This window comes from Pontibacter arcticus, from assembly GCF_003284895.1.
Taxonomy (GTDB): domain Bacteria; phylum Bacteroidota; class Bacteroidia; order Cytophagales; family Hymenobacteraceae; genus Pontibacter; species Pontibacter arcticus.
The window spans coordinates 336,978-357,329 of the sequence record NZ_QMDV01000001.1; the positions used below are offsets into that span (position 1 = coordinate 336,978).

Annotated in this window: 21 protein-coding genes; 11 read left to right on the forward strand and 10 right to left on the reverse strand. The window is 45.7% G+C overall.

Features of this window, described 5'->3' with window-relative positions; translation table 11 throughout:
* Positions 1-16: 16 nt before the first annotated feature.
* Positions 17-1,123, forward strand: a complete 1,107-nt coding sequence (locus tag DP923_RS01490) for an alpha/beta hydrolase family protein (protein WP_239020898.1) — start codon at positions 17-19, stop codon at positions 1,121-1,123.
* Positions 1,124-1,421: 298 nt separating this feature from the next.
* Positions 1,422-1,613, forward strand: a complete 192-nt coding sequence (locus tag DP923_RS01495; RefSeq protein ID WP_112303806.1) for a hypothetical protein — start codon at positions 1,422-1,424, stop codon at positions 1,611-1,613.
* A 13-nt stretch (positions 1,614-1,626) separates the two neighbouring features.
* Here DP923_RS01495 and DP923_RS01500 read toward each other — a convergent pair whose 3' ends face one another.
* The 9 genes from DP923_RS01500 to DP923_RS01535 all read right to left on the reverse strand — a co-directional run bounded on the left by DP923_RS01500 (position 1,627) and on the right by DP923_RS01535 (position 10,564).
* Positions 1,627-2,565, reverse strand: coding sequence for a ComEA family DNA-binding protein (locus DP923_RS01500; RefSeq protein ID WP_112303807.1), 939 nt, complete (start codon positions 2,563-2,565; stop codon positions 1,627-1,629).
* Positions 2,566-2,571: 6 nt separating this feature from the next.
* Entirely contained in the window at positions 2,572-2,733 is a 162-nt protein-coding gene (locus DP923_RS16610) for a hypothetical protein (RefSeq protein WP_165838130.1), read from the reverse strand.
* 6 nt (positions 2,734-2,739) lie between these two features.
* Positions 2,740-4,401, reverse strand: coding sequence for a sodium-dependent transporter (locus DP923_RS01505; protein ID WP_112303808.1), 1,662 nt, complete (start codon positions 4,399-4,401; stop codon positions 2,740-2,742).
* A gap of 261 nt (positions 4,402-4,662) precedes the next feature.
* On the reverse strand, positions 4,663-5,568 hold the full coding sequence (locus DP923_RS01510; RefSeq protein ID WP_112303809.1) for an SDR family oxidoreductase: 906 nt from the start codon (positions 5,566-5,568) through the stop codon (positions 4,663-4,665).
* A gap of 5 nt (positions 5,569-5,573) precedes the next feature.
* Complete coding sequence (locus tag DP923_RS01515; protein WP_112304766.1) at positions 5,574-6,221, reverse strand: peptidylprolyl isomerase; 648 nt, start codon at positions 6,219-6,221, stop codon at positions 5,574-5,576.
* A 490-nt stretch (positions 6,222-6,711) separates the two neighbouring features.
* Positions 6,712-7,668: a hydroxymethylbilane synthase gene (gene hemC, locus DP923_RS01520; RefSeq protein WP_112303810.1), complete on the reverse strand. Its 957-nt coding sequence runs from the start codon at positions 7,666-7,668 to the stop codon at positions 6,712-6,714.
* 138 nt (positions 7,669-7,806) lie between these two features.
* On the reverse strand, positions 7,807-8,934 hold the full coding sequence (locus tag DP923_RS01525; RefSeq protein ID WP_112303811.1) for a DNA polymerase III subunit: 1,128 nt from the start codon (positions 8,932-8,934) through the stop codon (positions 7,807-7,809).
* 79 nt (positions 8,935-9,013) lie between these two features.
* Positions 9,014-10,216, reverse strand: a complete 1,203-nt coding sequence (locus tag DP923_RS01530) for a GlmU family protein (protein ID WP_112303812.1) — start codon at positions 10,214-10,216, stop codon at positions 9,014-9,016.
* Between the two features lie 102 nt (positions 10,217-10,318).
* On the reverse strand, positions 10,319-10,564 hold the full coding sequence (locus DP923_RS01535; RefSeq protein WP_112303813.1) for a type B 50S ribosomal protein L31: 246 nt from the start codon (positions 10,562-10,564) through the stop codon (positions 10,319-10,321).
* 185 nt (positions 10,565-10,749) lie between these two features.
* Here DP923_RS01535 and DP923_RS01540 point away from each other — a divergent pair, with 185 nt between their 5' ends.
* From DP923_RS01540 to secDF, 6 genes are all read left to right on the forward strand, one after another.
* Positions 10,750-11,265, forward strand: a complete 516-nt coding sequence (locus tag DP923_RS01540) for a phosphoribosyltransferase family protein (RefSeq protein WP_112303814.1) — start codon at positions 10,750-10,752, stop codon at positions 11,263-11,265.
* A gap of 31 nt (positions 11,266-11,296) precedes the next feature.
* Entirely contained in the window at positions 11,297-11,875 is a 579-nt protein-coding gene (locus DP923_RS01545) for a non-canonical purine NTP diphosphatase (protein ID WP_112303815.1), read from the forward strand.
* Between the two features lie 162 nt (positions 11,876-12,037).
* A complete protein-coding gene (locus DP923_RS01550; protein WP_112303816.1) occupies positions 12,038-12,658 on the forward strand; it encodes a uridine kinase family protein in 621 nt (206 codons plus the stop codon).
* Entirely contained in the window at positions 12,655-13,347 is a 693-nt protein-coding gene (locus tag DP923_RS01555) for a potassium channel family protein (RefSeq protein ID WP_112303817.1), read from the forward strand. The genes DP923_RS01550 and DP923_RS01555 overlap by 4 nt, the downstream gene beginning before the upstream one ends.
* A gap of 44 nt (positions 13,348-13,391) precedes the next feature.
* Positions 13,392-13,763: an RNA methyltransferase gene (locus DP923_RS01560; protein WP_239020899.1), complete on the forward strand. Its 372-nt coding sequence runs from the start codon at positions 13,392-13,394 to the stop codon at positions 13,761-13,763.
* Between the two features lie 142 nt (positions 13,764-13,905).
* Positions 13,906-16,863, forward strand: a complete 2,958-nt coding sequence (gene secDF / locus DP923_RS01565) for a protein translocase subunit SecDF (RefSeq protein WP_112303819.1) — start codon at positions 13,906-13,908, stop codon at positions 16,861-16,863.
* Between the two features lie 184 nt (positions 16,864-17,047).
* Here the strand turns inward: secDF and DP923_RS01570 are convergent, their stop codons facing one another.
* Positions 17,048-17,665 (reverse strand): NifU family protein, encoded by a 618-nt coding sequence (locus tag DP923_RS01570; protein ID WP_112303820.1) that lies wholly within the window; start codon positions 17,663-17,665, stop codon positions 17,048-17,050.
* A gap of 203 nt (positions 17,666-17,868) precedes the next feature.
* On the opposite strand from DP923_RS01570, the gene DP923_RS01575 reads away from it, so the two are divergent.
* The 3 genes from DP923_RS01575 to DP923_RS01585 all read left to right on the forward strand — a co-directional run bounded on the left by DP923_RS01575 (position 17,869) and on the right by DP923_RS01585 (position 20,342).
* Complete coding sequence (locus DP923_RS01575; protein WP_112303821.1) at positions 17,869-19,257, forward strand: sodium:proton antiporter; 1,389 nt, start codon at positions 17,869-17,871, stop codon at positions 19,255-19,257.
* 148 nt (positions 19,258-19,405) lie between these two features.
* Positions 19,406-19,672: a hypothetical protein gene (locus DP923_RS01580; protein ID WP_112303822.1), complete on the forward strand. Its 267-nt coding sequence runs from the start codon at positions 19,406-19,408 to the stop codon at positions 19,670-19,672.
* Complete coding sequence (locus tag DP923_RS01585; RefSeq protein WP_112303823.1) at positions 19,665-20,342, forward strand: ATP-binding cassette domain-containing protein; 678 nt, start codon at positions 19,665-19,667, stop codon at positions 20,340-20,342. The genes DP923_RS01580 and DP923_RS01585 overlap by 8 nt, the downstream gene beginning before the upstream one ends.
* Positions 20,343-20,352: the final 10 nt, after the last annotated feature.

A 20,352-nucleotide genomic window follows, 5' to 3' on the forward strand; every position in this document is an offset into this window, starting at 1 on the left:
CGATACCAGAATAATTATGCCCTATACGCTCAGACATACGAAAACAGGTACTTTCTTTTTCCTGGCGATGCTGTGTGTTTGGCTAACAGGCTGTACAAACCAGGAGGCAAACGGGCAAACCGAAACGTATCCGAAAACGGTGAGCCGCATGGACGAGTTCAGCACCACAAAGAAGTACACCAAATTCGGCGACGAAAGTATAAAAGTCTGGAACGAGAAAATCCCGGAAGTTGAACAGGTGGAGATCACCTCTACTTACGATGGCAAAAAAGAGCCTGCGCTTATTTACACTTCTAACACACCCAAAAAGAAGCCTTTACTTGTTATTTTACACAGCTGGAGCAGCGGGTATCTGCAGCAGGCCAGTATTCCGTATGCTTTGTGGGCCAAAAAGTATGACTGGGTTTTTCTGCAGCCAAACTATCGCGGCAAGTTCGATCATCCGGAGTCTACTGGTTCCGAAATGGCGATACAGGATATTGTGGATGCTGTAAATTTTGCCAAGGGAAATGCTGAAATAGATCCGTCACGCATTTACGTGGTTGGTTCGTCGGGAGGGGCTATGTCGGCTTTGCTGGTGGCGGCGCGGCACCCGAACATTTGGGCGGGCGTGGTGGCCTGGGTACCAATTTATGACTTAGCTGACTGGTATACTTTCAATAAACAATACCCGCACCGTAACTACAACAACCAATTGCTTTCGTCTATCTGCGGCGAACCCTTGCCGGGCACCAAAGCAGGCCGGGAAGCTATCCGCCGCAGCCCAAGCACCTATATGCATTTAGCTAAAGATGTACCGATATTTATAGCACAAGGCAACATCGATCCGTTGGTATCGCCGGCCCACGCGGTACGTGCCTACAACGCCCTGGCCGATACGGCAGACCAGATTTCCGGAGAGCAGATCATGCACCTGCTTGTGGAAAAAACAACTCCACCCGATTTGGTAACCGATAACCCGGACAGCACTTTTTTTGGCCCGAAAGACCCGAAGGTGATCTTTATGAAAGAATCCGGGAACGTACGGCTGGTGATGTTCGAAGGCGTACACGATATGGCCTATAACCCTACCTTGCTCTGGCTAAACCAGCAACGCAAAAAACTACAGGAAAATACGCAGTAAGTATAAATGCAGTAAAACAGCATAAACATAAATGCCCGGGGAACGCGAATTCTTCGGGCATTTATGTTTTCGGTAATATAGAGCAGCCTTTTAATTAACAATTTCATCTCATACAAAAGCCTGGTAAATTGCAAATTTTCAAGAGATTTGTTAAAACAGTTACCATACTAATACATATTCGAAACGCGTTATACTTCAAATTGCTAATGTATTGCTCAACACAAATGAGGTTTTTACAGCCTGCTACTAAAAATTCTAAGCAGCCTGTTCTCCTACCCGACTCCGCTTTATCCAAACTATGAAAACGATCATCTTCTTTATTTTATTGGTGATTTTGCTTTTTACAGCAGAAGCCATTTTATCTCTGGAAACCACCATACACCCAGAACAAGACAATGACAACCTGATACACGAGTTTATCGTGCTGGTGCTTTGCATGGGAGGCCTTCTTGTAACTGGCAAAAGTATATTCCGGAAGTATTCCCGGTAAAGGGTTTTATACTTTACAGCGCTAGGTAAGGCTCCAGTTTTGTGTACAATTCTGATGAGATCAGCTTTATGTTCCTGATTTCGGCCACCTGCTGATACGGGCCGTGCTGTTCGCGGTAAGCTACAATGGCGCGCGCCACATTAGACGAGATGTAAGGGTGCAGCCTGAGTTCTTCGGCTGTAGCTTTGTTCAGATCAATCTGAGTTACAGCATTTGCTTTTGGTACGAACGTATACTTTTGCAGGCTATCTACCACCTCCGGGCTAAGGCCGAAAACTTCCTGCACCTGTGCCATACTCCTGAAACCTCCTAAGCTATTGCGGTACTTAATAATGCGTGCCGAAAGTTTGCTACCGATGCCTCTTATCTGTTTTAGCTGTGTTGTATCGGCTGTATTAATGTTGAAAGGGGCCAGTACAAATCGTTCTTTTGGTTTGGATTCCCAGTTGGGTGTCGGCCTGGTGCGGGCATCATACTGGTTCCGGTTATACTTGCCGGGTCGCTCAACGGGTAGTTCTATATAAGGGTATAAGCGCTGAAAAACAGAATCGGGAAGGCCGTAGATCTTGCCCAGCTCTGCTTTATAGGTAAGGTCTCCTACTTTTTTGCGGTAGTTTAAGATACGTTGCGCCAGATATTTGGGCAACCCGAATGCCTGCCATTCTTCTGCACTCAGCTTATTGGGGTTAAATAGCCGCAGCGGTACAGTTGCCACGGCGTATCTGCTTTTGTAATCAGGTTTTTGTTTGGCTTCCAGCAAGGCAACCAGGCTATCCAGTTTTTGCTGGTCACTGGCACTTTTGGTGAAGCCGTTATCCGGTTTATAAAACAGGTTAAAAAGAAATGGTGCTGCCGTAAGCAGCACCATTAAGATGATCAGAAACAGAAAGGCGTTTACTTCGCGCTGCGAAAAGGCAAAATAACGTCTGATCCATTTCCTGAATTTATTCATACTTGCCTAGTGAGCTACATTCTGACGGGTTAGGTCATCATCGTTACCGAGGAAAGAATCCGGCTCAGGCTTAGGAGGCGTATTTAATACTCTGTAAAAAAAGTATAACATTAAGCCCGTTACCAGACTAAGCGTTGTAAGCATTACAACAAGTGCAGATGTATTCATAGCTTTTTATATTTTCCCTTCTCTAACTCTTTTTTTATACGCAATATATACCAGCAGGGCGATGCTCACGAACACACCAACCAGTAAAAGACGAGACGCATTCACGAAGAACAAGGTATCTTCCAGGTGCTTTATCTTTTCGGTATCCATAGCAGCTATGGCATTGGCCAGATCTTTTTTCAGGCTTACGTTTCTGATCTTGCTGATGATCGAACTATCGTCCAGTACCCAGTTGCCACTCAGGGCCGCTCCCCAGTCACCACCTTTTGGCGTAACCAACGAGCCGATAAATACCCAAAGTAAAAGTAACGGCGTTACAAACTTGATAATGAATTTGTAGATGCCCGGTACCTTGATATCGGCGCCGGACGTAATCTCGCGCCAGCCTTTTTTCATACCAAATACCCACGCAAACAGGATAGATTCGAAGAGTGCGAACACTACCAGCGATACGGTACCTGCCCAATAGTCATACTCATCAAATACACCGTAGTTAAAGAAGATTACGGTTGGCAAGCCCAGTACCAATACAATAAGGCCAAACGACCAGGCTGCTGATTTACGTTTCCAGTTAAATTCATCCTGCAGGAAGCCCATCCATGGTGTACCCATGGCAAGCGAAGACGTGATACCCGCAAAGAACAACAAGCCAAACCACATCATACCGGCAACAGCGCCCAATATTGGCCCCCACTGCAGGAACAGGTATGGCAATGTTTTAAAGCCAAGGCCCAGGCCACCAAACTGTACAAGTTCTGTTACACGATCGATGCCCAGGTATCCAATTGAGATCGGAATTAGGATAGCGCCACCCAGTACAACTTCCACAAACTCGTTCATCCAACCAGCCGACATGGCATTCAGGGCGATATCGTCTTTGCCACGCACATAAGAAGCGTAGCAATGCACCGTACCCATCCCTACCGAAAGTGTGAAGAAGATCTGACCGGCAGCTGCCAGCCATACAGAAGGAGACCATAGTTTGGTATAATCCGGTGTCCAGAGGAAGTTAAGGCCAACAGAGCTATCGTTGATAGCGCCATCTACACCAGCTGAAATTGTAAAGCCTTTGTAAGCCAGGAAAACACCGAAAAGAATAAGTAACGGCATACCGATTTTGGCAACACGCTCTACACCACCCGCTAAGCCTTTGGAAAGAATCCAGGTGTTCAGCAGCAAACAGATCAGGAAAAATACGATAGGCTCGTACGGAATTCCCATGGTAGAGGCGTCGAGGTTAACGTAATGGTTAAAGAACTCGGCTACACCGTTCTGGTCCATGCCATTAAAAGAGCCGAATGCAGAGTGCATCATGTAAGAAAGCGTCCAGGACTCGAGGTAGCAATAATAGGCTGCTACCGCAATGTTCGTCCAGATACCGAATACGCCAATGTATTTCCAGAAACGGCCTTTGTGCATCGTATCCAGGATAAACGGCGTTGAGTGGTGTCCGAATTTACCACCGAAACGGCCCATCGACCATTCGATCCACAGCAATGGGATACCCATTACTAAAAAGCAAACCAGATAAGGGATGATAAAGGCTCCGCCCCCGTTTTGTACTGCTTGCACCGGAAAACGGAGAAAGTTTCCGAGGCCCACTGCGTTTCCGGCCATAGCCAGAATCAGACCGACGCGCGAACCCCACGATTCTTTGTTAGCACTCATAAATAGAAGTAAAAGTGTTTAGTTTAGGTTGTAATTAAGGTGTCGTGAAATAGAATTAAAGGTACAATTTAGCCAATGGTTTTGATTAACCGAGTTAAAATTCAATATTTTTAATATCAGTTAATAAATGGATAAGAAAGTTGGCGAGGTGTTAGGGCCGTTTTTAAATCGATTAAAACCCTGAATTTATACTTTCATAAAAACCAAAAGCCTGAGCGGGTATGAATGTATACTTTGCTCAGGCTGAAGATGTAGGGGAAGTTAAGCTTCTGCCTGCTCGGCTACCATCCGGATACCTTCCGTGAACGTATGAGGCTTGTACCCCAGTTGGTTTTCTGCTTTGGTGATGATGAAACCGGTACGGGCGGGGCGTTTGGCAGGTTGTGTAAATGTAGAGCCGTCTGCTTCTTCGATCAGGGAGGTATCCAGTTTAAAATAATCCGCTACCAGCAGTGCCATATCATAAGGCGTCAGCATTTCTTTGCCGGATATGTTGTAAATGCCCTCCGCATCTTTTTCGGCGGCAAGCCAGCAGCCCATCGCTAAATCTTCGGCCAGCGTCGGCGTCCGGAACTGATCGGTTACGACTTTAATGGTTTTACCTGCACGCAGGCTGTCACGTACCCACAATACAATGTTGGAGCGGCCGTACTCGTGCGCTACGCCATATACCAGTACGGTTCTTAGTATGGCCCATTTGCAGGAAGCCTGTTTTACAATTTCCTCGGCCTGCAGTTTGGTTTTGCCATAAAAGTTAACCGGGTTTGCTTCGGCTTCTTCGGCGTAAGGGCCTGCTTCGCCATCAAAAATAAAGTCGGTGGATACGTGGATCAGGTGTACGTTATACTTTTCGCAGGCAGTTACCAGGTTTTGTACAGCATCGCGGTTTTGGGCTAAAGCGCCTTCGCGGTCCGTTTCGCATTGGTCTACGTTCGTCATAGCAGCCGTATGGATGATATGCGTCGGCTTGAAAGCGCTTACCACTTCATCAACCTGGGCTGGGTTGGTTACATCCATCGCCCTGAAAGCGAGGTTAGGGTATAAAGTTGCCAGTTTGTTTTCGCCTCGGCTGGTTGCCAGCAGCTCTACTTCTGTATTCGGTAATAATAATTTCGCTAGTTTTTGGCCCAGCAAGCCGTTAGAACCTGTAATTAATATCTTTTTCATACTTTCTATCGTGTCTGTGGCTGCTGGTTATAGTCGTATTTATACTTTTTGGCGATCTTCTTTTTCTTGACCTCCTCTACTTTTACCTTCATGGTGATGTTGGAAAGCGGGCGGTCGCGGCCATCTTTTGGTTGTTCTGCAATTTTATCTACCACATCCAGCCCATCCACTACCTGCCCGAAAACGGTATAAGCTTCATCGAGCATGGGGGTGCCGTCATGGTTCTCCACAATGTAAAACTGCGAACCGCTGGAGGCACGTGTCGGGTTCGCAAAATCACCCTGACGAGCGGCAGCCACAGCACCGCGCACGTGTTTGTGATACGGTTTTATTTCGGCCGGAACGGTATAACCCGGGTTTCCGGAACCATCGTTACGCGGGTCTTCGTCTTTGCTGTTAATGTCGCCGCCCTGTATCATAAAGCCATCTATCACGCGGTGAAACGTGGTGCCATCATAAAAGCCATCTTTCGCCAGTTTCAGAAAATTGTCTTTGTGCAGCGGGGTGTCGTCAAATAAAATCAGCTTTATCTCGCCCTGCGGCGTTTCGATTGTGACAAGTTTATCTTTTCCTTTCAGTTTCTGAGCGGAGGCAGCGATTGGCAAAAGTATGATGGCAACGAGCGCCAGCATTGTTCTGATAAGTGGTTTCATGGGTGCAAAAGTTTGTTTAATATTCAGGGTTATACCTGGCGCAGAAGGCCGGATGTTCAAATTTACTCTTTTTAGTTTTTGGTTTATACTTTCCGAGTGATTAACTGAATTTGCAATTACCCACCCCTTACCCCTCCAAGGAGGGGAATTATTCTGCACGAGTAATCCTACAGGTCTAAATATATAATAGATTCTTTATTCCCCTCCTTGGAGGGGTAAGGGGTGGGTTTATACTTTGAAGCTAATTAGGATTAACAACCAGCCATTGTTGGTGTTTTCACCGACAATCCAATCGCCAGCCTTTCTGCTTGCTGGTGAAAACACGCAGCAAGGGCGAAAGACATCTGCTTTTGGAATGAATGTAAAACAGATTGTTTACCGGTTAAACGAATCTCAACGTAGCATCAGCCTCTTCGCAGCACTTTTAAAAGTATAAATCCCTGCAACGTCCGGGTGAGAAGTTGCAGGGATTTATACTTTATCAGCGAATTTATACTTCGGTTCGTTGTGCTTTTATACTTCTGAGTATCTCATCGCCGCCTTGTGAAAGTATGGTTTTAGCCAGCTTTACACCAACTGCTTCGGCTTCTGTAACGGGTGCAGTAAAAGTTTCCTGCAGGTGTGTTTCGCCATCCAGACTTACAATACCGCCGGTTATACTTACGTTGCCATCTTCTGTTAGTGTAGCCAGGGCAAAAGACGGAATGCTGCAACCGCCTTCCATCGTCCTTAAAAATGCGCGTTCTGCTAAAAGGCGTGTGTGGGTTTCCGGGTGGTCGAGTGCTGCTTTCAGGCTTTGCTTGATTTCCGGGTCCAGATTGCGGGCACACTCTATGGCTACACTTCCCTGACCGGCGGCCGGTACAAACTCATCCAACGGAAAATGATGTACGATGAGGTTATCATACTCCATCCGGTATACGCCGGCATAAGCCAGCATCAGCACATCAAACTGGCCGTCTTCCAGCTTCTTCAGGCGTGTCTGCAGGTTACCTCTCGATTCGGCGGTGCTTACGTTTGGGTAATATTTCTTCAGCAAAGCGCGGCGGCGCGTAGACGAGCTTCCAATCAATACTTTGCTATCACGCTCCAGTTTAAAATCAGGGTTAAAAGAAAGGAGTACATCATGCGGTTGCTCGCGCTCCATAAACGCTACCAGTTCCAGATCATCCGGAATAGTAGATTGTACATCTTTAGCGCTATGCACGGCGATATCTATACTTCCTTCGCGCAGGCCAACTTCCAGTTCTTCCGTAAAAACACCCTTAGACCCCAGTTTAGCCAGCGATTTATCGAGAATTTGGTCGCCTTTGGTGCTGATGATCACGATCTCGGTTTTTAAGCCGGCAGCCTGCAGCTTTTCGGCTGTGTTTTCTGCCTGCCACAAGGCCAGCTTGCTACCGCGTGTGCCTATGCGGATCGTTTTAGTTTCTATATCGTTCTGCATGAAATCTCTCTTTAATGTGCTGATGTGTTAATGTATTAATGTGCTGATTATGGATTTGAGAAGCTGGAATTTTAAAGCTCTACCCTGTTCAGCAATCATTAATCTAACAAAGCAGCAATTTAACAATTAACAATCAATTTACCCTTTACGCAGGAAGCTGGCCAGTTGGATGGAGGTATCGACAAATACCATTTTTGGGTTGGCGTTCCGCTCGATGTGGTAATGTGCTTGGCTTAGTTCTTCGGTTAGCTGGCCTGCGTTAGCGCTGGTTATCACTTTCGAGAACTTCTGAACAAACTCCAGCTCGGCGGGCGGCAGGTAGGTAATCAGGCTACTATCCACGCCAAACAACATCACCTTCCGGAACAGGTTGAGTGCGTAGAGTAAAAAGTTTTTCTGGTTCTCGCGGCCTAATGTCTGGAATTTCTCACTCATCTCGATCACTTCCGCAAACTTATAACTGTAGCAGAAACGCATCCAATCTGTAAAAAAAGCAAAATAATCGCTGCTGATCTCGGTGGTTAGTTTTGCGGCTGCACTTAGATTCCCTTCTGACAGTTGCGCAATCTGGTAAGCCGTATTTTGGTCTACAGAAGTATAATGTTGCTGCAGGTAAGCGATCACTTCATCCTCAGTAAAATTACGGACCTGCACAATCTGCGTGCGCGACGTAATGGTAGCCAGCAACTTTTCCGGTGATTGTGCTACAAGTATAAACAGCGTTTTGGCAGGTGGCTCTTCCAGCAATTTCAGCAGGGCATTGGCGGCAGACGGGTGCATAAGTTCGGGCAGCCAGATCAGTACAATCTTATAATCGCCTTCAAAAGCTTTCAGCGAAACCAGTTTTACCAGTTGCCGGCTTTCTTCTTTTGTGATGAGGCCCTGCTTGTTTTCAGCACCGATAAACTGCATCCATTCGTTCAGGCTCTGGTACGGGCTGGCAAGTATAAACTCGCGCCACTCATTCAGGAACTTCTGGCTCAGGACATCCTTGGTAACAGATTTAGTACTGGTTACGGGCATCACAAAGTTAAAATCCGGATGCACCAGCTTGTTCATTTTTGTGCAGCTGCCACACGTTCCACATGAATCGTGGGGCAAACGGTTTTCGCAGTTAATGTAGGTGGCATACGCCAAAGCCAGCGCCAGATTCGCGCTCCCCTCCGGGCCCAGGAACAGCTGCGCATGCGCCACATGCTGCTGCTGCACCGAGTTTACCAGCAACTGCTTGGTTTCGTTATGGCCGATTATCTGTGAAAACTGCACTTTATTTAATTACGAATTAAGAATTACGAGTTAAGAATTGACTATTTGAAACAACAATCAACAATGTAACAATCAACAATTAAACTTTATCCCAGACCCTGTACTGCTGTGTCTGCTCGAACACGTAGGCAAGTATGGCCTGCTCTGTTTCGTCGAAGGGTTTGCTGCGGCGCTCCATTACTTTTTCGGCCACTTCGTAGGCTTTGCGCAACTGAAACGTCTCGAAACCCGAAGCACCGCCCCAGCTAAACGACGGCACAAAATTACGCGGGAAACCCGAGCCAAAAATATTCGCGCTTACACCTACTACCGTACCTGTATTAAACATGGTATTGATGCCGCACTTGCTGTGGTCGCCCATAATTAAGCCGCAAAACTGCAGACCGGTATTCTTGAAACCGCCTTTTGCGTAGTTCCAGAGCTTAACCGCTGCGTAGTTATTTTTCAGGTTGGAGTTGTTGGTATCGGCACCCAGGTTGCACCACTCGCCTATCACAGAGTTACCCAGGAAACCATCGTGCCCTTTGTTGGTATACCCGAAAATAACCGAATTGCTTATCTCACCGCCTACTTTGGAGTAGGGCCCCACGGTAATGTCGCCGCGCATTTTGGCACCCATGTTCACGTGGCTGCCTTCGCATAACGCAAACGGCCCTTTTATAAGAGAGCCTTCCTGCACCTGTGCGTTTTTGCCAATGTAAATTGGTCCGTCTTCGGCATTCAGTACAGCGGCTTTTATACTCGCACCTTCTTCTATAAAGATATTTTCTTCGCCGTAAACAGCCGTATACTTATCTGTGATGGGTTGGCTTGTGCGGCCATCGGTTATTAAGTTAAAGTCTGCGCGTATCTGTTTACCATTCAGGCTAAAGATTTCCCACACGTCTTTTATAAGCGTACAATTACTTGTTTCGCGGCTACCAACCGGGCTGTAATTCAACAACAACTCTACTTCATTCAGATTCAGGCTATCACCGTTCAAAGCGATCAGGGTGCCCTGCTGGTAAAGTGCCTCGCCTAGTTTCAGATCCAGAATCTCGTTTACAAGCGCATCATCCGGGCAAACAGCTCCATTTACATAGATGTTATTGGAGGCCATATGCAGGGTATACTTTTGCTGCAGATAAGGCTGCGTAAGGTACGATGCGGTTACGCCCATGTGCCTGCGCCATTTTTCTGCAATGGTCAGTATACCTATTCTGATTTCGGCCACCGGCCTTGTGAACGTGAGCGGCAACAGGTTTTGCCTGATCGTAGGGTCATCAAATAAGATAATGTTCATAGTTTGCCCGGGAGATTGGTGTTTACTGCACGAAAATAAAAAAGTCTTCCCGAATAATACGAGAAGACTTTCTTTTTAAAACGTTTTAACCGGTTATACCGCTTATTTTTTTGTATAACGTTTGTTGAATTTCTCAACACGACCGGCAGTATCAACGAAGATGTTTTTGCCTGTGTAGAATGGGTGTGAGGCAGAAGAAACTTCCACTTTAATTACAGGATACTCGTTTCCATCTTCCCAAGTTATTTTCTCATCCGAATTCATGGTTGAGCGAGTTAGGAATTTGAAATCACTTGTCATGTCCTGGAAAACAACCTTTCTGTATTCTGGGTGAATGCCTTTTCTCATTATTATAAACGTTAATTAACCTTAATTTCTATATCGGACTGCAAAATTAACAAGTTTTCCGGAAAGTAAAATGCTTATAGCTAAATTATTTTACACTTCCTTTAAAATATAGCCGCAGCAAAGAATATCTTCTTAAATTTGTTTACTGCCAAAGGCGCAGTATATCCTTTAAAAGCCTCTGAATCATGACACCAGCCACACTTCCCAACAATCTCATACTTGATAAGGCACAGATCGAGCAAAAGATCAAACGGATCGCCTACGAGATTTATGAGCGCAATTTTGAAGAAGAAGAACTGGTATTGGCCGGCATTTATCCAAACGGAAACACCCTTGCCGAAATGCTGGCAGCGCAACTACGTGCCATCTCGCCGTTAAAAGTACAGCTTTTAAAACTTACTTTAAATAAAACATCTCCTTTAGTTGATCCTGTTGAGATAGAGCCGCAATATTTCAGTTTAACTGATATGCCCGTTGTGCTGACGGATGATGTACTGAACACTGGCCGCACGCTGGCGTATGCACTCCATACTTTACTGCAGCATAATCCTAAGAAGATTGAAGTAGCCACGCTGGTAGACCGCCATCACCCGCAGTTTCCGGTGGCCGCGACCTATACCGGCTACTCGCTTGCTACCACGCTGCACGAGCATGTAGTAGTGGTTCTGAAAGAAAATGAAATAGCAGCTTACCTGCAGTAACAAGTTATACTTTAGATCATACTTATTTACCATGACCGAACTTTGCTTTGCCACCAATAACCGCAAGAAAACCGAAGAAGTAAGCCAGATGCTGGAAGGCAAGTATAAATTACTGACGCTGGAAGATATTGGCTGCCACGAAGAACTGGCCGAAGACCAGGATACCCTGGAAGGAAACTCGCGCCAGAAGGCAGAACAGGTATGGCAAAAGTATAACATCAGCTGCTTTGCCGATGATACCGGCCTGGAAGTGGAAGCTCTGAACGGAGCCCCCGGCGTGTACTCGGCGCGTTATGCCGGCCCACAGCGCCGCGACAGCGACAACATCCAACACCTGCTTAAAAATATGCAAGGCCAGCAAAACAGGAAAGCCCGCTTCCGTACCTCTATTACCTTGATTTTAAACGGAGAGCAGCAGCAATTCGAAGGCATCGTGAACGGGCATATTACAGAAGAGTTAAAAGGCGACAAAGGCTTTGGCTACGATCCGGTTTTTGTGCCCGAAGGATTCGATAAAACATTTGCCCAAATGAGCCCGGAAGAGAAAAATGCCATCAGCCACCGTGGCCGCGCCGTACAAAAACTGGTAGATTTTCTGAAGGCTGTTTAAATTTCCCCGGATTTATACTTTGCACTGCGTACCAGTAGGGTGCGAAGAAGAAAGAAGTATAAAAAAGTGGGAAAGTAGGCGGTTCGGATCAAATATTTATGGTCGGCTGCAGGCCTTTTCTGCTTAAAGTCTTACTTTTGTAACCTGAAACTAAAGCTTCCAATGCAAAAGCCATTTATCGTCGGGATTACGGGAGGTAGTGCTTCAGGCAAAACCACTTTCTTAAATAAATTACTTGCCTCATTTGCACCTGAGGATATCTGCCTGATATCGCAGGACAATTATTATAAATCACGGGAATTTCAGTTACAGGACCACAACGGCGTTACCAACTTCGATCTGCCTTCCTGCATAGACGACGAGGCCTACGCCCGCGACATTCTTAAAGTTAGCCAGGGCGAAACCGTACAGCGCACCGAGTATACCTTTAACAACCCCAATGTTATACCCAAGCAACTCGAATTTAAGCCTGCCCCGATCATTGTAGTAGAAGGCATCTTCGTTTTCTATTTCGAAGAGATTGCCCGCTTAATGGATCTCAAACTATACATCGACGCCAAAGAATACATTAAACTGCAGCGCCGCATTATCCGCGATAAAGTAGAGCGTGGCTATGACCTGGATGATGTACTTTACCGTTACACACACCATGTAGCCCCTACTTACGAAAAGTATATCAAGCCGTATAAAAACGATGCGGACATTATTATCCCGAACAATAACCATTTTGAAAAGGGCCTTGCCGTAGTTACCACTTTCCTGAATACGAAACTCAACGTATGAAACACAAATTCGCAGTAATCGGCCTTGGCATATTTGGTAATTCCATAGCCCGTACGCTGGCTGAGCGCGGCGCAGAAGTGCTAGCTATTGATAACTCGGAAGATCATGTGGAGGATATCAAGGACGACGTAGCCTATGCCGTTACCCTGGATGCCACCGACCTGCGTGCCCTGGAAGCTCAGAATATCCAGGATATGGATGCAGTGGTAGTGGCAATTGGAGAAGATTTCGAAGCCCTGCTTATTACGACAGCCAATCTCCAGGAGCTCAAAATAAAGCGTGTTATTACGCGGGCATCCAATAACCAGCAGCGCCGCATCCTCGAAAAAATGGGTGTGCAGGAAATCCTGTCACCGGAAGGTGAAGTAGGTAAAACAGTGGCAGAGCGCCTGCTGCAACCAAGCATGCGCACTTTTTTGCCCTTACCCGATAACTATGAGATCGTGGAGATCCATACGCCAAAAGGTGTGGCCAATAAAAGCCTGTCCCAGATATCGCTGCGCGAAAAGTATAACCTCAACCTGATCACGATCAAACGCTTTTTTGAGGAGATAAAAGACGGAAAACCAACGCAGGTCGAGCACATCATCGGTGTTCCGAAAGCTGACACCGTTATCTATCCTACTGATATCCTGCTCCTTATCGGAAAAAAACACGATATCAAGCGCTTTATCGAGATAAACAGCTAAGCCGTACTCTTTTTTAAGAAAAATAGTTACATTTGTAGCTATTCATGCTCAACACTAAAACCATAACCTCCCATTTCAGGCATCTTTTGATGTCAGTTACCTTGCTTTGGGCACTTGTGCTTAATGGGCAGGAAGTGGTGGCTTATGCCGGTTCGGTGCCTGGCACAACGCAGCAAACAAACTCAAAATTTGCTGTACCTTCCGAAGATTCCAAAACAGTTGTAAAACAGAAAGTATCGCTGGAGGCAACCACCTCTTTTGTGGCCCTCAACTTACAGCAAGCCTTAGAGCCGGTACCTTTTCCTGTTTTCGCTTCCACAGCTCATGACATTCTGCCTGCCCATACTTCGGTACCGCGTGGCGCCAGTTTTGTGCAGCAATTGTTTCCGGTTACCATACAACCAAACGCTCCCTAAACAGCTTTCGCAGCTTCTATTCTTTTCTTACTGCTAATGCCTCTCTTCTGAAACCGGCATTAGGGTAAGCATCCGCACAACTTATACTTTGTGCACCTTCAACTTTTTATCTTATTTATTATACTTTATCTATCTATCAACAATGCGGAATAAAACCTTTATTATTGTTCTGACAGTGATCGTATCGGTGCTTTGCCTGTACTACCTGTCGTTTTCGCTTATCTCGCGCAACGTGCAAAAGGACGCCGAAGCCTACGCGACGGATGCACAAGGCAATGTAGACATGGCCAGAAAGCAGACTTACCTGGATTCTATCTGGAAAGAGCCTGTGTTCATGAACTATACCTATCAGGAAATTAAAGACAACGAGCTTGGCCTGGGCCTTGACCTGAAAGGTGGTATGCACGTGGTACTGGAAGTTTCTCCGATCGAGATCATCAAATCACTTTCCAACAACAGCAAAGACCCTAACTTCCTGAAAGCGCTGGACCGCGCCAAAGAACTTCAGAAAAACAGCAACCAGAGCTTCACTACCCTTTTTGGCGAGGCTTACCGCGAAGTAGAACCAAACGGCCGCCTGAGCAGAATCTTCTCTACATCAGCTAACCGTGGCAAGATCAGCTTCGATTCTTCTAACGACGAAGTAATTAATGTGATCGACAAAGAAGTGGAAGATGCGATCGATCGCTCTTTTAACATCCTGCGTACCCGTATCGATAAATTTGGTGTAAACCAGCCAAACATCCAGCGCCTGAAAGGCAGTGGCCGTATCCAGATCGAGTTACCAGGTATTGACAACCCGGACCGTGTGCGTAACCTGTTACAAGGTATGGCTAACCTGGAGTTCTGGGAAGTATGGTCGCCGCAAGAGTATAGCCCATACTTTGCACAACTGAACGATTACTTAACAAAACAGCAGAGAGCCGGCAAAACAACTGCTGCTGCACCAAAAGCTGATGATGCGTTAGCCGCAGCCGCTGCTACAGATACTACCGCAGATGTACTGGCACAAGCTGCCGGCGACTCTACTGCCATTGCCAAAAATACGCCAGCTGCCAACGAAGCTTCTACGCTTGATTCGCTTGCTGACGCACAAGGTGGCGCTTTAGCTAATCTGTTCACACAGATGCCAGGTGGCTTAGGTGCCAACGTGCGCGATACTGCCCGAATCAACGAAATTTTCGCAAGACCGGAAGTACGCGCAATCTTCCCTCCTAACATGAAGTTCTTATGGGGTGTTAAGCCGGTTGAAGGTGATAACCGCCAGGCTTTTGTAGAGTTTTATGCCATCAAAAAAGGACGCGACGGCAAAGCACCAATGGGTGGCGACGGTATTAACGATGCCCGCCAGGATTTCGACCAGACAGGCCGTCCGGAAATTACCATGACCATGAACCCGACCGGCTCTAAGCGCTGGGCGCGTTTAACAGGCGAGAACGTAGGCCGCCAGGTTGCAATCGTGCTTGATAACTATGTATACTCTGCGCCGGTAGTGCAGGGCGAGATTACAGGTGGTAACTCTTCTATTTCTGGTAACTTCACCATCGAGGAAGCGCAGGATTTAGCAAACATCCTGAAAGCTGGTAAGATGCCGGCTCCAACCCGTATCGTGGAAGAAGCAGTTGTTGGTCCGTCATTGGGTCAGGAAGCTATCAACCAGGGCTTACTTTCTACTATCGCCGGTTTAATTGTAGTGGTTGTGTTTATGATCGCTTACTACCAGCGTGGTGGTTTTATTGCTGACTTAGCCCTTGTGTTCAACGTTTTCTTTATACTTGGTATCCTGGCACAGTTTAATGCTGCGCTAACATTGCCTGGTATTGCCGGTATCGTGCTCACGCTGGGTATGGCCGTAGATGCGAACGTACTTATTTTTGAGCGTATGCGCGAAGAGATGACCAAAGGGCTCGGTATCCGCAACGCAATTGATAAAGGATATGAAAAAGCATTCTCTACTATTTTGGATGCGAACGTTACTACCTTCCTGGTAGGTTTTATACTTTACTTCTTCGGCTCTGGTCCGGTAAAAGGCTTTGCCATTACGCTGATGTTAGGTATCGCTACTTCATTCTTCACATCAGTATTTATCTCCAGAATTCTTGTTGAGAATACATTCAGAAAAAGAGGAACGCTTAACTTCTCGTCTTCATTTGCAGACAAGCTTTTTAAGAACATTAAGTTTGATGCCATGAAGTTAAGCAGGCCTGCTTATATCCTATCGATTGGAGTTATTGCCTTTGGCTTTATTGCCATGTACATTAACGGTGGCCCTAACCTGGGTGTAGACTTTAAAGGTGGCCGTTCTTATGTGGTTAACTTCGATCAGGCTGTACCAGCTTCTGATGTGCGTACGGCGCTTTTAGATGAGTTTGGTGAAGCCGGCACAGAAGTTAAAACGTATGGCGCCTCTAACCGCCTGAAAATAACAACCAGCTTCCTGGCTGATAACGAAGATGTGCAAGCAGACAAGCAGGTAGAAACAGCCCTTCTGAAAGGTTTGGAGCAATACAGCAACCAGAACCCTGAAATCCTGAGCTCTGCTAAAGTTGGTGCTACGATGGCCGATGATATTCAGCGTACTTCGCTTATCTCTATGTTGCTTTCGCTGGTTGGTATCTTCCTTTATGTTATACTTCGTTTTGGTAAGTGGCAGTTCAGTTTGGGTGGTGTTGTAGCCTTGCTGCACGATGCACTCATGATCATTGCTGTATTCTCTATCCTTGATCTGTTCGGAATTTCTTATGAAATGGACCAGGTGTTTATTGCGGCCATCCTGACGATCATCGGTTTCTCTATTAACGATACGGTGGTAATCTTCGACCGTATCCGCGAAAACCTGAACGAGAACCCACGTGCTGCAGTAAAAGATATCATCAGCCCTGCCCTGATCTCTACGTTCAGCCGTACCATCATCACGTCTACTACCCTGTTATTCGTGGTGCTTGTGCTGTTCTTCTTCGGTGGCGAGGTGCTGCGTGGTTTCTCACTGGCCATGATCATCGGTATTATAGCAGGTACTTATTCTTCCCTGTTCATTGCAGCACCGCTTATCGTGGACACTACAAAAACATTGAAGCCGAATGCAGCTGTTACAGCTTAACATTCCCTGAAATACATGAAATAAAAAAGCGGCCGGAGTTTATACTTCGGCCGCTTTTTATTTTTTGTATAAAGTTTAAACCTACTGCCAGTTTATACTTCTATTAGTTGCTTTCTGGATTGCCTGTAAAACAAAACAGCCAGCCTATAAATAGGCTGGCTGTTTTGTTTTATACTTTATATACTTATACGGTTACGCCATCGGCAACAACTTCTGTTACTTCCGGTACCATACGCTTCAATAAGTTCTCGATGCCGGCTTTAAGCGTTACCGTAGCAGATGGGCAGCCGCTGCACGAGCCTTGCAAGTGTACCGTTACAACACCTTTATCATACGACTTAAACGATATGTTACCGCCATCCTGCTCTACCGCCGGGCGAACATAGTTGTTAAGCAGATCGATAATTTTCTTTGAGATCGCTTCGTCTTCTTCAGAAGCTACGCTGCCATCGGCGTTTGTAGTCTGAGGCCCTGCTTTAGCACTGAAACCTTCGTTAAAAACCGGTCCGCCTGCTTCTGTGTAAGATTTCAGGAACGTACGCAGTTCGGGGATCAGTTTTACCCACTCTATATCCGAGTTTTTGGTTACGGTTACAAAGTTGCTGGCAATAAATACACGCGATACATAATCAAAGTTGAAAAGCTCCTGCGCCAACGGCGATTCCATAGCGCTTTCAAGGTTTGGATAATCAACGCTCTGGCCTTCCGGCAACAAAACAGCGTTCATTACAAATTTCATCGATTCAGGGTTCGGGCTGGCTTCCGCGTAAACAGACACCATTTTTTCTTTATTATCTATCATGTTAATATCTCTTTAGATTAAAACTTTCGACTATGTCTTAAAGTTTCCAAAATTAAGTATTATTTCTGAGAAGTATATACGATCCCATACGTAAGCATCAATGTTGTAACGCGCAAAGCAGACCACTGCTAGCTATTTATACTCGAAAATGTATCTTTGCAGCGCGGTTAAATTTCTGACTTTCCTAACCCCACTCACTTAACATGCTAACTAATTTTATTTTACTGGCACAGGCTCAACATGAAGTTGCTGTTTACCTGATCATACCTTTCCTGCTGCTGATAGGCATGATCGCCAGTGGCCCTGTGTTGTTCGGCCATTTCTGGGAGCACAATTATAAGAAAGTTGCCGTAACGCTTGGCCTTACCGTGCTTGCCTATTACTTGTTCGTATTGCAGGACCAGCACATGCCGATTCATACTTTTTTTGAATATGCTTCCTTCGCTATACTTTTAAGTTCGCTATACATTGCAGCCGGCGGCATCTACATCAATATAAATGCCAGCGCTACACCTGCCATGAATGTGGCTTTAATGGCATTAGGCGCCGTGATGGCCAATATCATAGGCACGACCGGTGCTTCGCTGCTGCTGATCAGGCCTTTTATCCGGCTTAACATTCACCGTATCAAATCTTACCAGATCGTATTTTTTATCTTTATAGTAAGTAATGCCGGCGGCTTGCTGACACCACTCGGTGATCCTCCGCTTTTTATTGGCTTTCTGAAAGGCGTACCGTTTTTCTGGACATTGCAGCATTTGTTTGTCCCTTGGTTATTGGCCATTGCTGCCCTATGCCTGATCTTTTTTGTAGTGGATAGCCGCAATAAACTATCGAACTATGCACCACGCCCCGAAGTTATTGCGGCCAACGAAGCCAAAACAGAATTTTATATCAGTGGCAAGCGCAATCTGCTTTGGCTTGCCATTATTATTGGTGCCATTTTCCTGGACCCGAATGTGATCGATGGCCTGCCGCATATCTATTATGATGGCAATAAGTTCTCTTTTTTACGTGAGATCATTCAGCTAACAGCAGCTTTCCTGTGCTACCGCAATTCAGATAAAACAGCGCTTGCCGGTAACCATTTTACGTTCGGCCCTATTCTGGAAGTGGTGTTCCTGTTTTTTGGTATCTTCTTTACGATGATGCCGGCACTGCAACTATCAGCCAAAATCGCTTCGTCTCCTGAATATTCGCAGTATATCACGCCTAACTTTTTGTATTGGGCTACAGGCTCGCTTTCAGGCTTTTTAGATAACGCACCAACCTATGCCAACTTCTTGTCTTTAGCAATGGCAAAGTATGATATGGCACAGAACAATGTGATGGAAGTACGGCAGTTTGCCACTGGCACTGGTCTTGAACCGGGTACGATCATATTGCTGGAAGCCATCTCGCTGGCATCTGTTCTTTTCGGAGCGTTTACTTACATTGGTAACGGCCCTAACTTTATGGTGAAAGCCATTGCAGAAAGCGCTGGCATTAAGATGCCTTCTTTCTTTGCTTATGTATTTAAATACTCTATCCCGTTCCTGTTGCCTGTTCTTATCCTGATCTGGTACCTGGTAGTAGAGCTGAAGTTGTTTTAATAAAAGTATACGTATAGAAAAGCCGCTCCTGCTTACAGGGGCGGCTTTTTTTATTTAAACCGATTTCTGTTTATATTGAATAATACAAAGCTCCGCGATGCAATTACTCAGGTTACATTTTATGTTCTACAGAAGCCTCCTAAGCTTTATGCTTCCATTTACACTGTTGGTAAGTATACTAAGCCTGGCCTTTGCAGAGCATAGGATTATTGGTTTTATAAATGCTTTCAGTATCAGTCTGCTTACCGGTAGTTTTATACTTGCTTTATACTTTTACGAACAGCGTTACCAAAATCAATATTACTTTTATCATAACCAGGGCATCAGTAAGATGGGGCTTATAGTTGGTGCTTATCTTTTTAATGTAGCACTTGTGTTTGTGTTATTCATCCTCAAACTATACCTGTATGCCTGAAAACGAACTGCAGGCTGACAGCATTTTATACCGTATTAAAGAACGGCAGCTGCTTACGGATATTTACATTAGCTGCAAAACAGGGGAAATTGTAGGCTTATTGGGCCGGAACGGCTGTGGCAAATCGACATTGCTCAAAATCATTTTCGGAACATTACTCACAGATAACAAGCACATCCGAATAAACGGACAGGTATATCCAGCACCTTATAAACAGAAGAACCTGCTGGCGTATCTCCCCCAACAAGATTTCCTGCCTGCAACTATCAGGTTAAACAAAATTGTAGATCTATACTTTTATGAACCTGAAAAAAAGGAGGCGGTAAAACAAAACGAACGGGTACAAAAGCTCTTAAATAATTATCCAAACCAATTATCTAAAGGTGAGTTACGCTATTTTGAGTTACTCCTGTTACTGCAGCTGGATGTAAAATTCCTGTTATTGGATGAGCCTTTCTCTGGTGTAGAGCCGCTGTATGCCGAACGGATCGAAGAACTTTTAAATTCGCACCTCGGCACCAAAGGCTTTATTATTACAGACCATGATTACCGTTCTGTATGGCGTGTTAGCAACAGAATTATACTTTTAGCCAACGGCGCTTGCAGGCCAGTTACTCATGAGCAAGAACTGGCGGAATGGGGTTATATCCCGGCAAACGACTTCAGTTAAAATTCCGCAT

Bases quoted from the DNA above. Each gene is read 5' to 3' on its own strand.
- DP923_RS01490 (WP_239020898.1), top strand. From the start codon at position 17: ATGCCCTATACGCTCAGACATACGAAAACAGGTACTTTCTTTTTCCTG.
- DP923_RS01495 (WP_112303806.1), top strand. From the start codon at position 1,422: ATGAAAACGATCATCTTCTTTATTTTATTGGTGATTTTGCTTTTTACA.
- DP923_RS01500 (WP_112303807.1), bottom strand. From the start codon at position 2,565: ATGAATAAATTCAGGAAATGGATCAGACGTTATTTTGCCTTTTCGCAG.
- DP923_RS16610 (WP_165838130.1), bottom strand. From the start codon at position 2,733: ATGAATACATCTGCACTTGTTGTAATGCTTACAACGCTTAGTCTGGTA.
- DP923_RS01505 (WP_112303808.1), bottom strand. From the start codon at position 4,401: ATGAGTGCTAACAAAGAATCGTGGGGTTCGCGCGTCGGTCTGATTCTG.
- DP923_RS01510 (WP_112303809.1), bottom strand. From the start codon at position 5,568: ATGAAAAAGATATTAATTACAGGTTCTAACGGCTTGCTGGGCCAAAAA.
- DP923_RS01515 (WP_112304766.1), bottom strand. From the start codon at position 6,221: ATGAAACCACTTATCAGAACAATGCTGGCGCTCGTTGCCATCATACTT.
- hemC (WP_112303810.1), bottom strand. From the start codon at position 7,668: ATGCAGAACGATATAGAAACTAAAACGATCCGCATAGGCACACGCGGT.
- DP923_RS01530 (WP_112303812.1), bottom strand. From the start codon at position 10,216: ATGAACATTATCTTATTTGATGACCCTACGATCAGGCAAAACCTGTTG.
- DP923_RS01535 (WP_112303813.1), bottom strand. From the start codon at position 10,564: ATGAGAAAAGGCATTCACCCAGAATACAGAAAGGTTGTTTTCCAGGAC.
- DP923_RS01540 (WP_112303814.1), top strand. From the start codon at position 10,750: ATGACACCAGCCACACTTCCCAACAATCTCATACTTGATAAGGCACAG.
- DP923_RS01545 (WP_112303815.1), top strand. From the start codon at position 11,297: ATGACCGAACTTTGCTTTGCCACCAATAACCGCAAGAAAACCGAAGAA.
- DP923_RS01550 (WP_112303816.1), top strand. From the start codon at position 12,038: ATGCAAAAGCCATTTATCGTCGGGATTACGGGAGGTAGTGCTTCAGGC.
- DP923_RS01555 (WP_112303817.1), top strand. From the start codon at position 12,655: ATGAAACACAAATTCGCAGTAATCGGCCTTGGCATATTTGGTAATTCC.
- DP923_RS01560 (WP_239020899.1), top strand. From the start codon at position 13,392: ATGCTCAACACTAAAACCATAACCTCCCATTTCAGGCATCTTTTGATG.
- secDF (WP_112303819.1), top strand. From the start codon at position 13,906: ATGCGGAATAAAACCTTTATTATTGTTCTGACAGTGATCGTATCGGTG.
- DP923_RS01570 (WP_112303820.1), bottom strand. From the start codon at position 17,665: ATGATAGATAATAAAGAAAAAATGGTGTCTGTTTACGCGGAAGCCAGC.
- DP923_RS01575 (WP_112303821.1), top strand. From the start codon at position 17,869: ATGCTAACTAATTTTATTTTACTGGCACAGGCTCAACATGAAGTTGCT.
- DP923_RS01580 (WP_112303822.1), top strand. From the start codon at position 19,406: ATGCTTCCATTTACACTGTTGGTAAGTATACTAAGCCTGGCCTTTGCA.
- DP923_RS01585 (WP_112303823.1), top strand. From the start codon at position 19,665: ATGCCTGAAAACGAACTGCAGGCTGACAGCATTTTATACCGTATTAAA.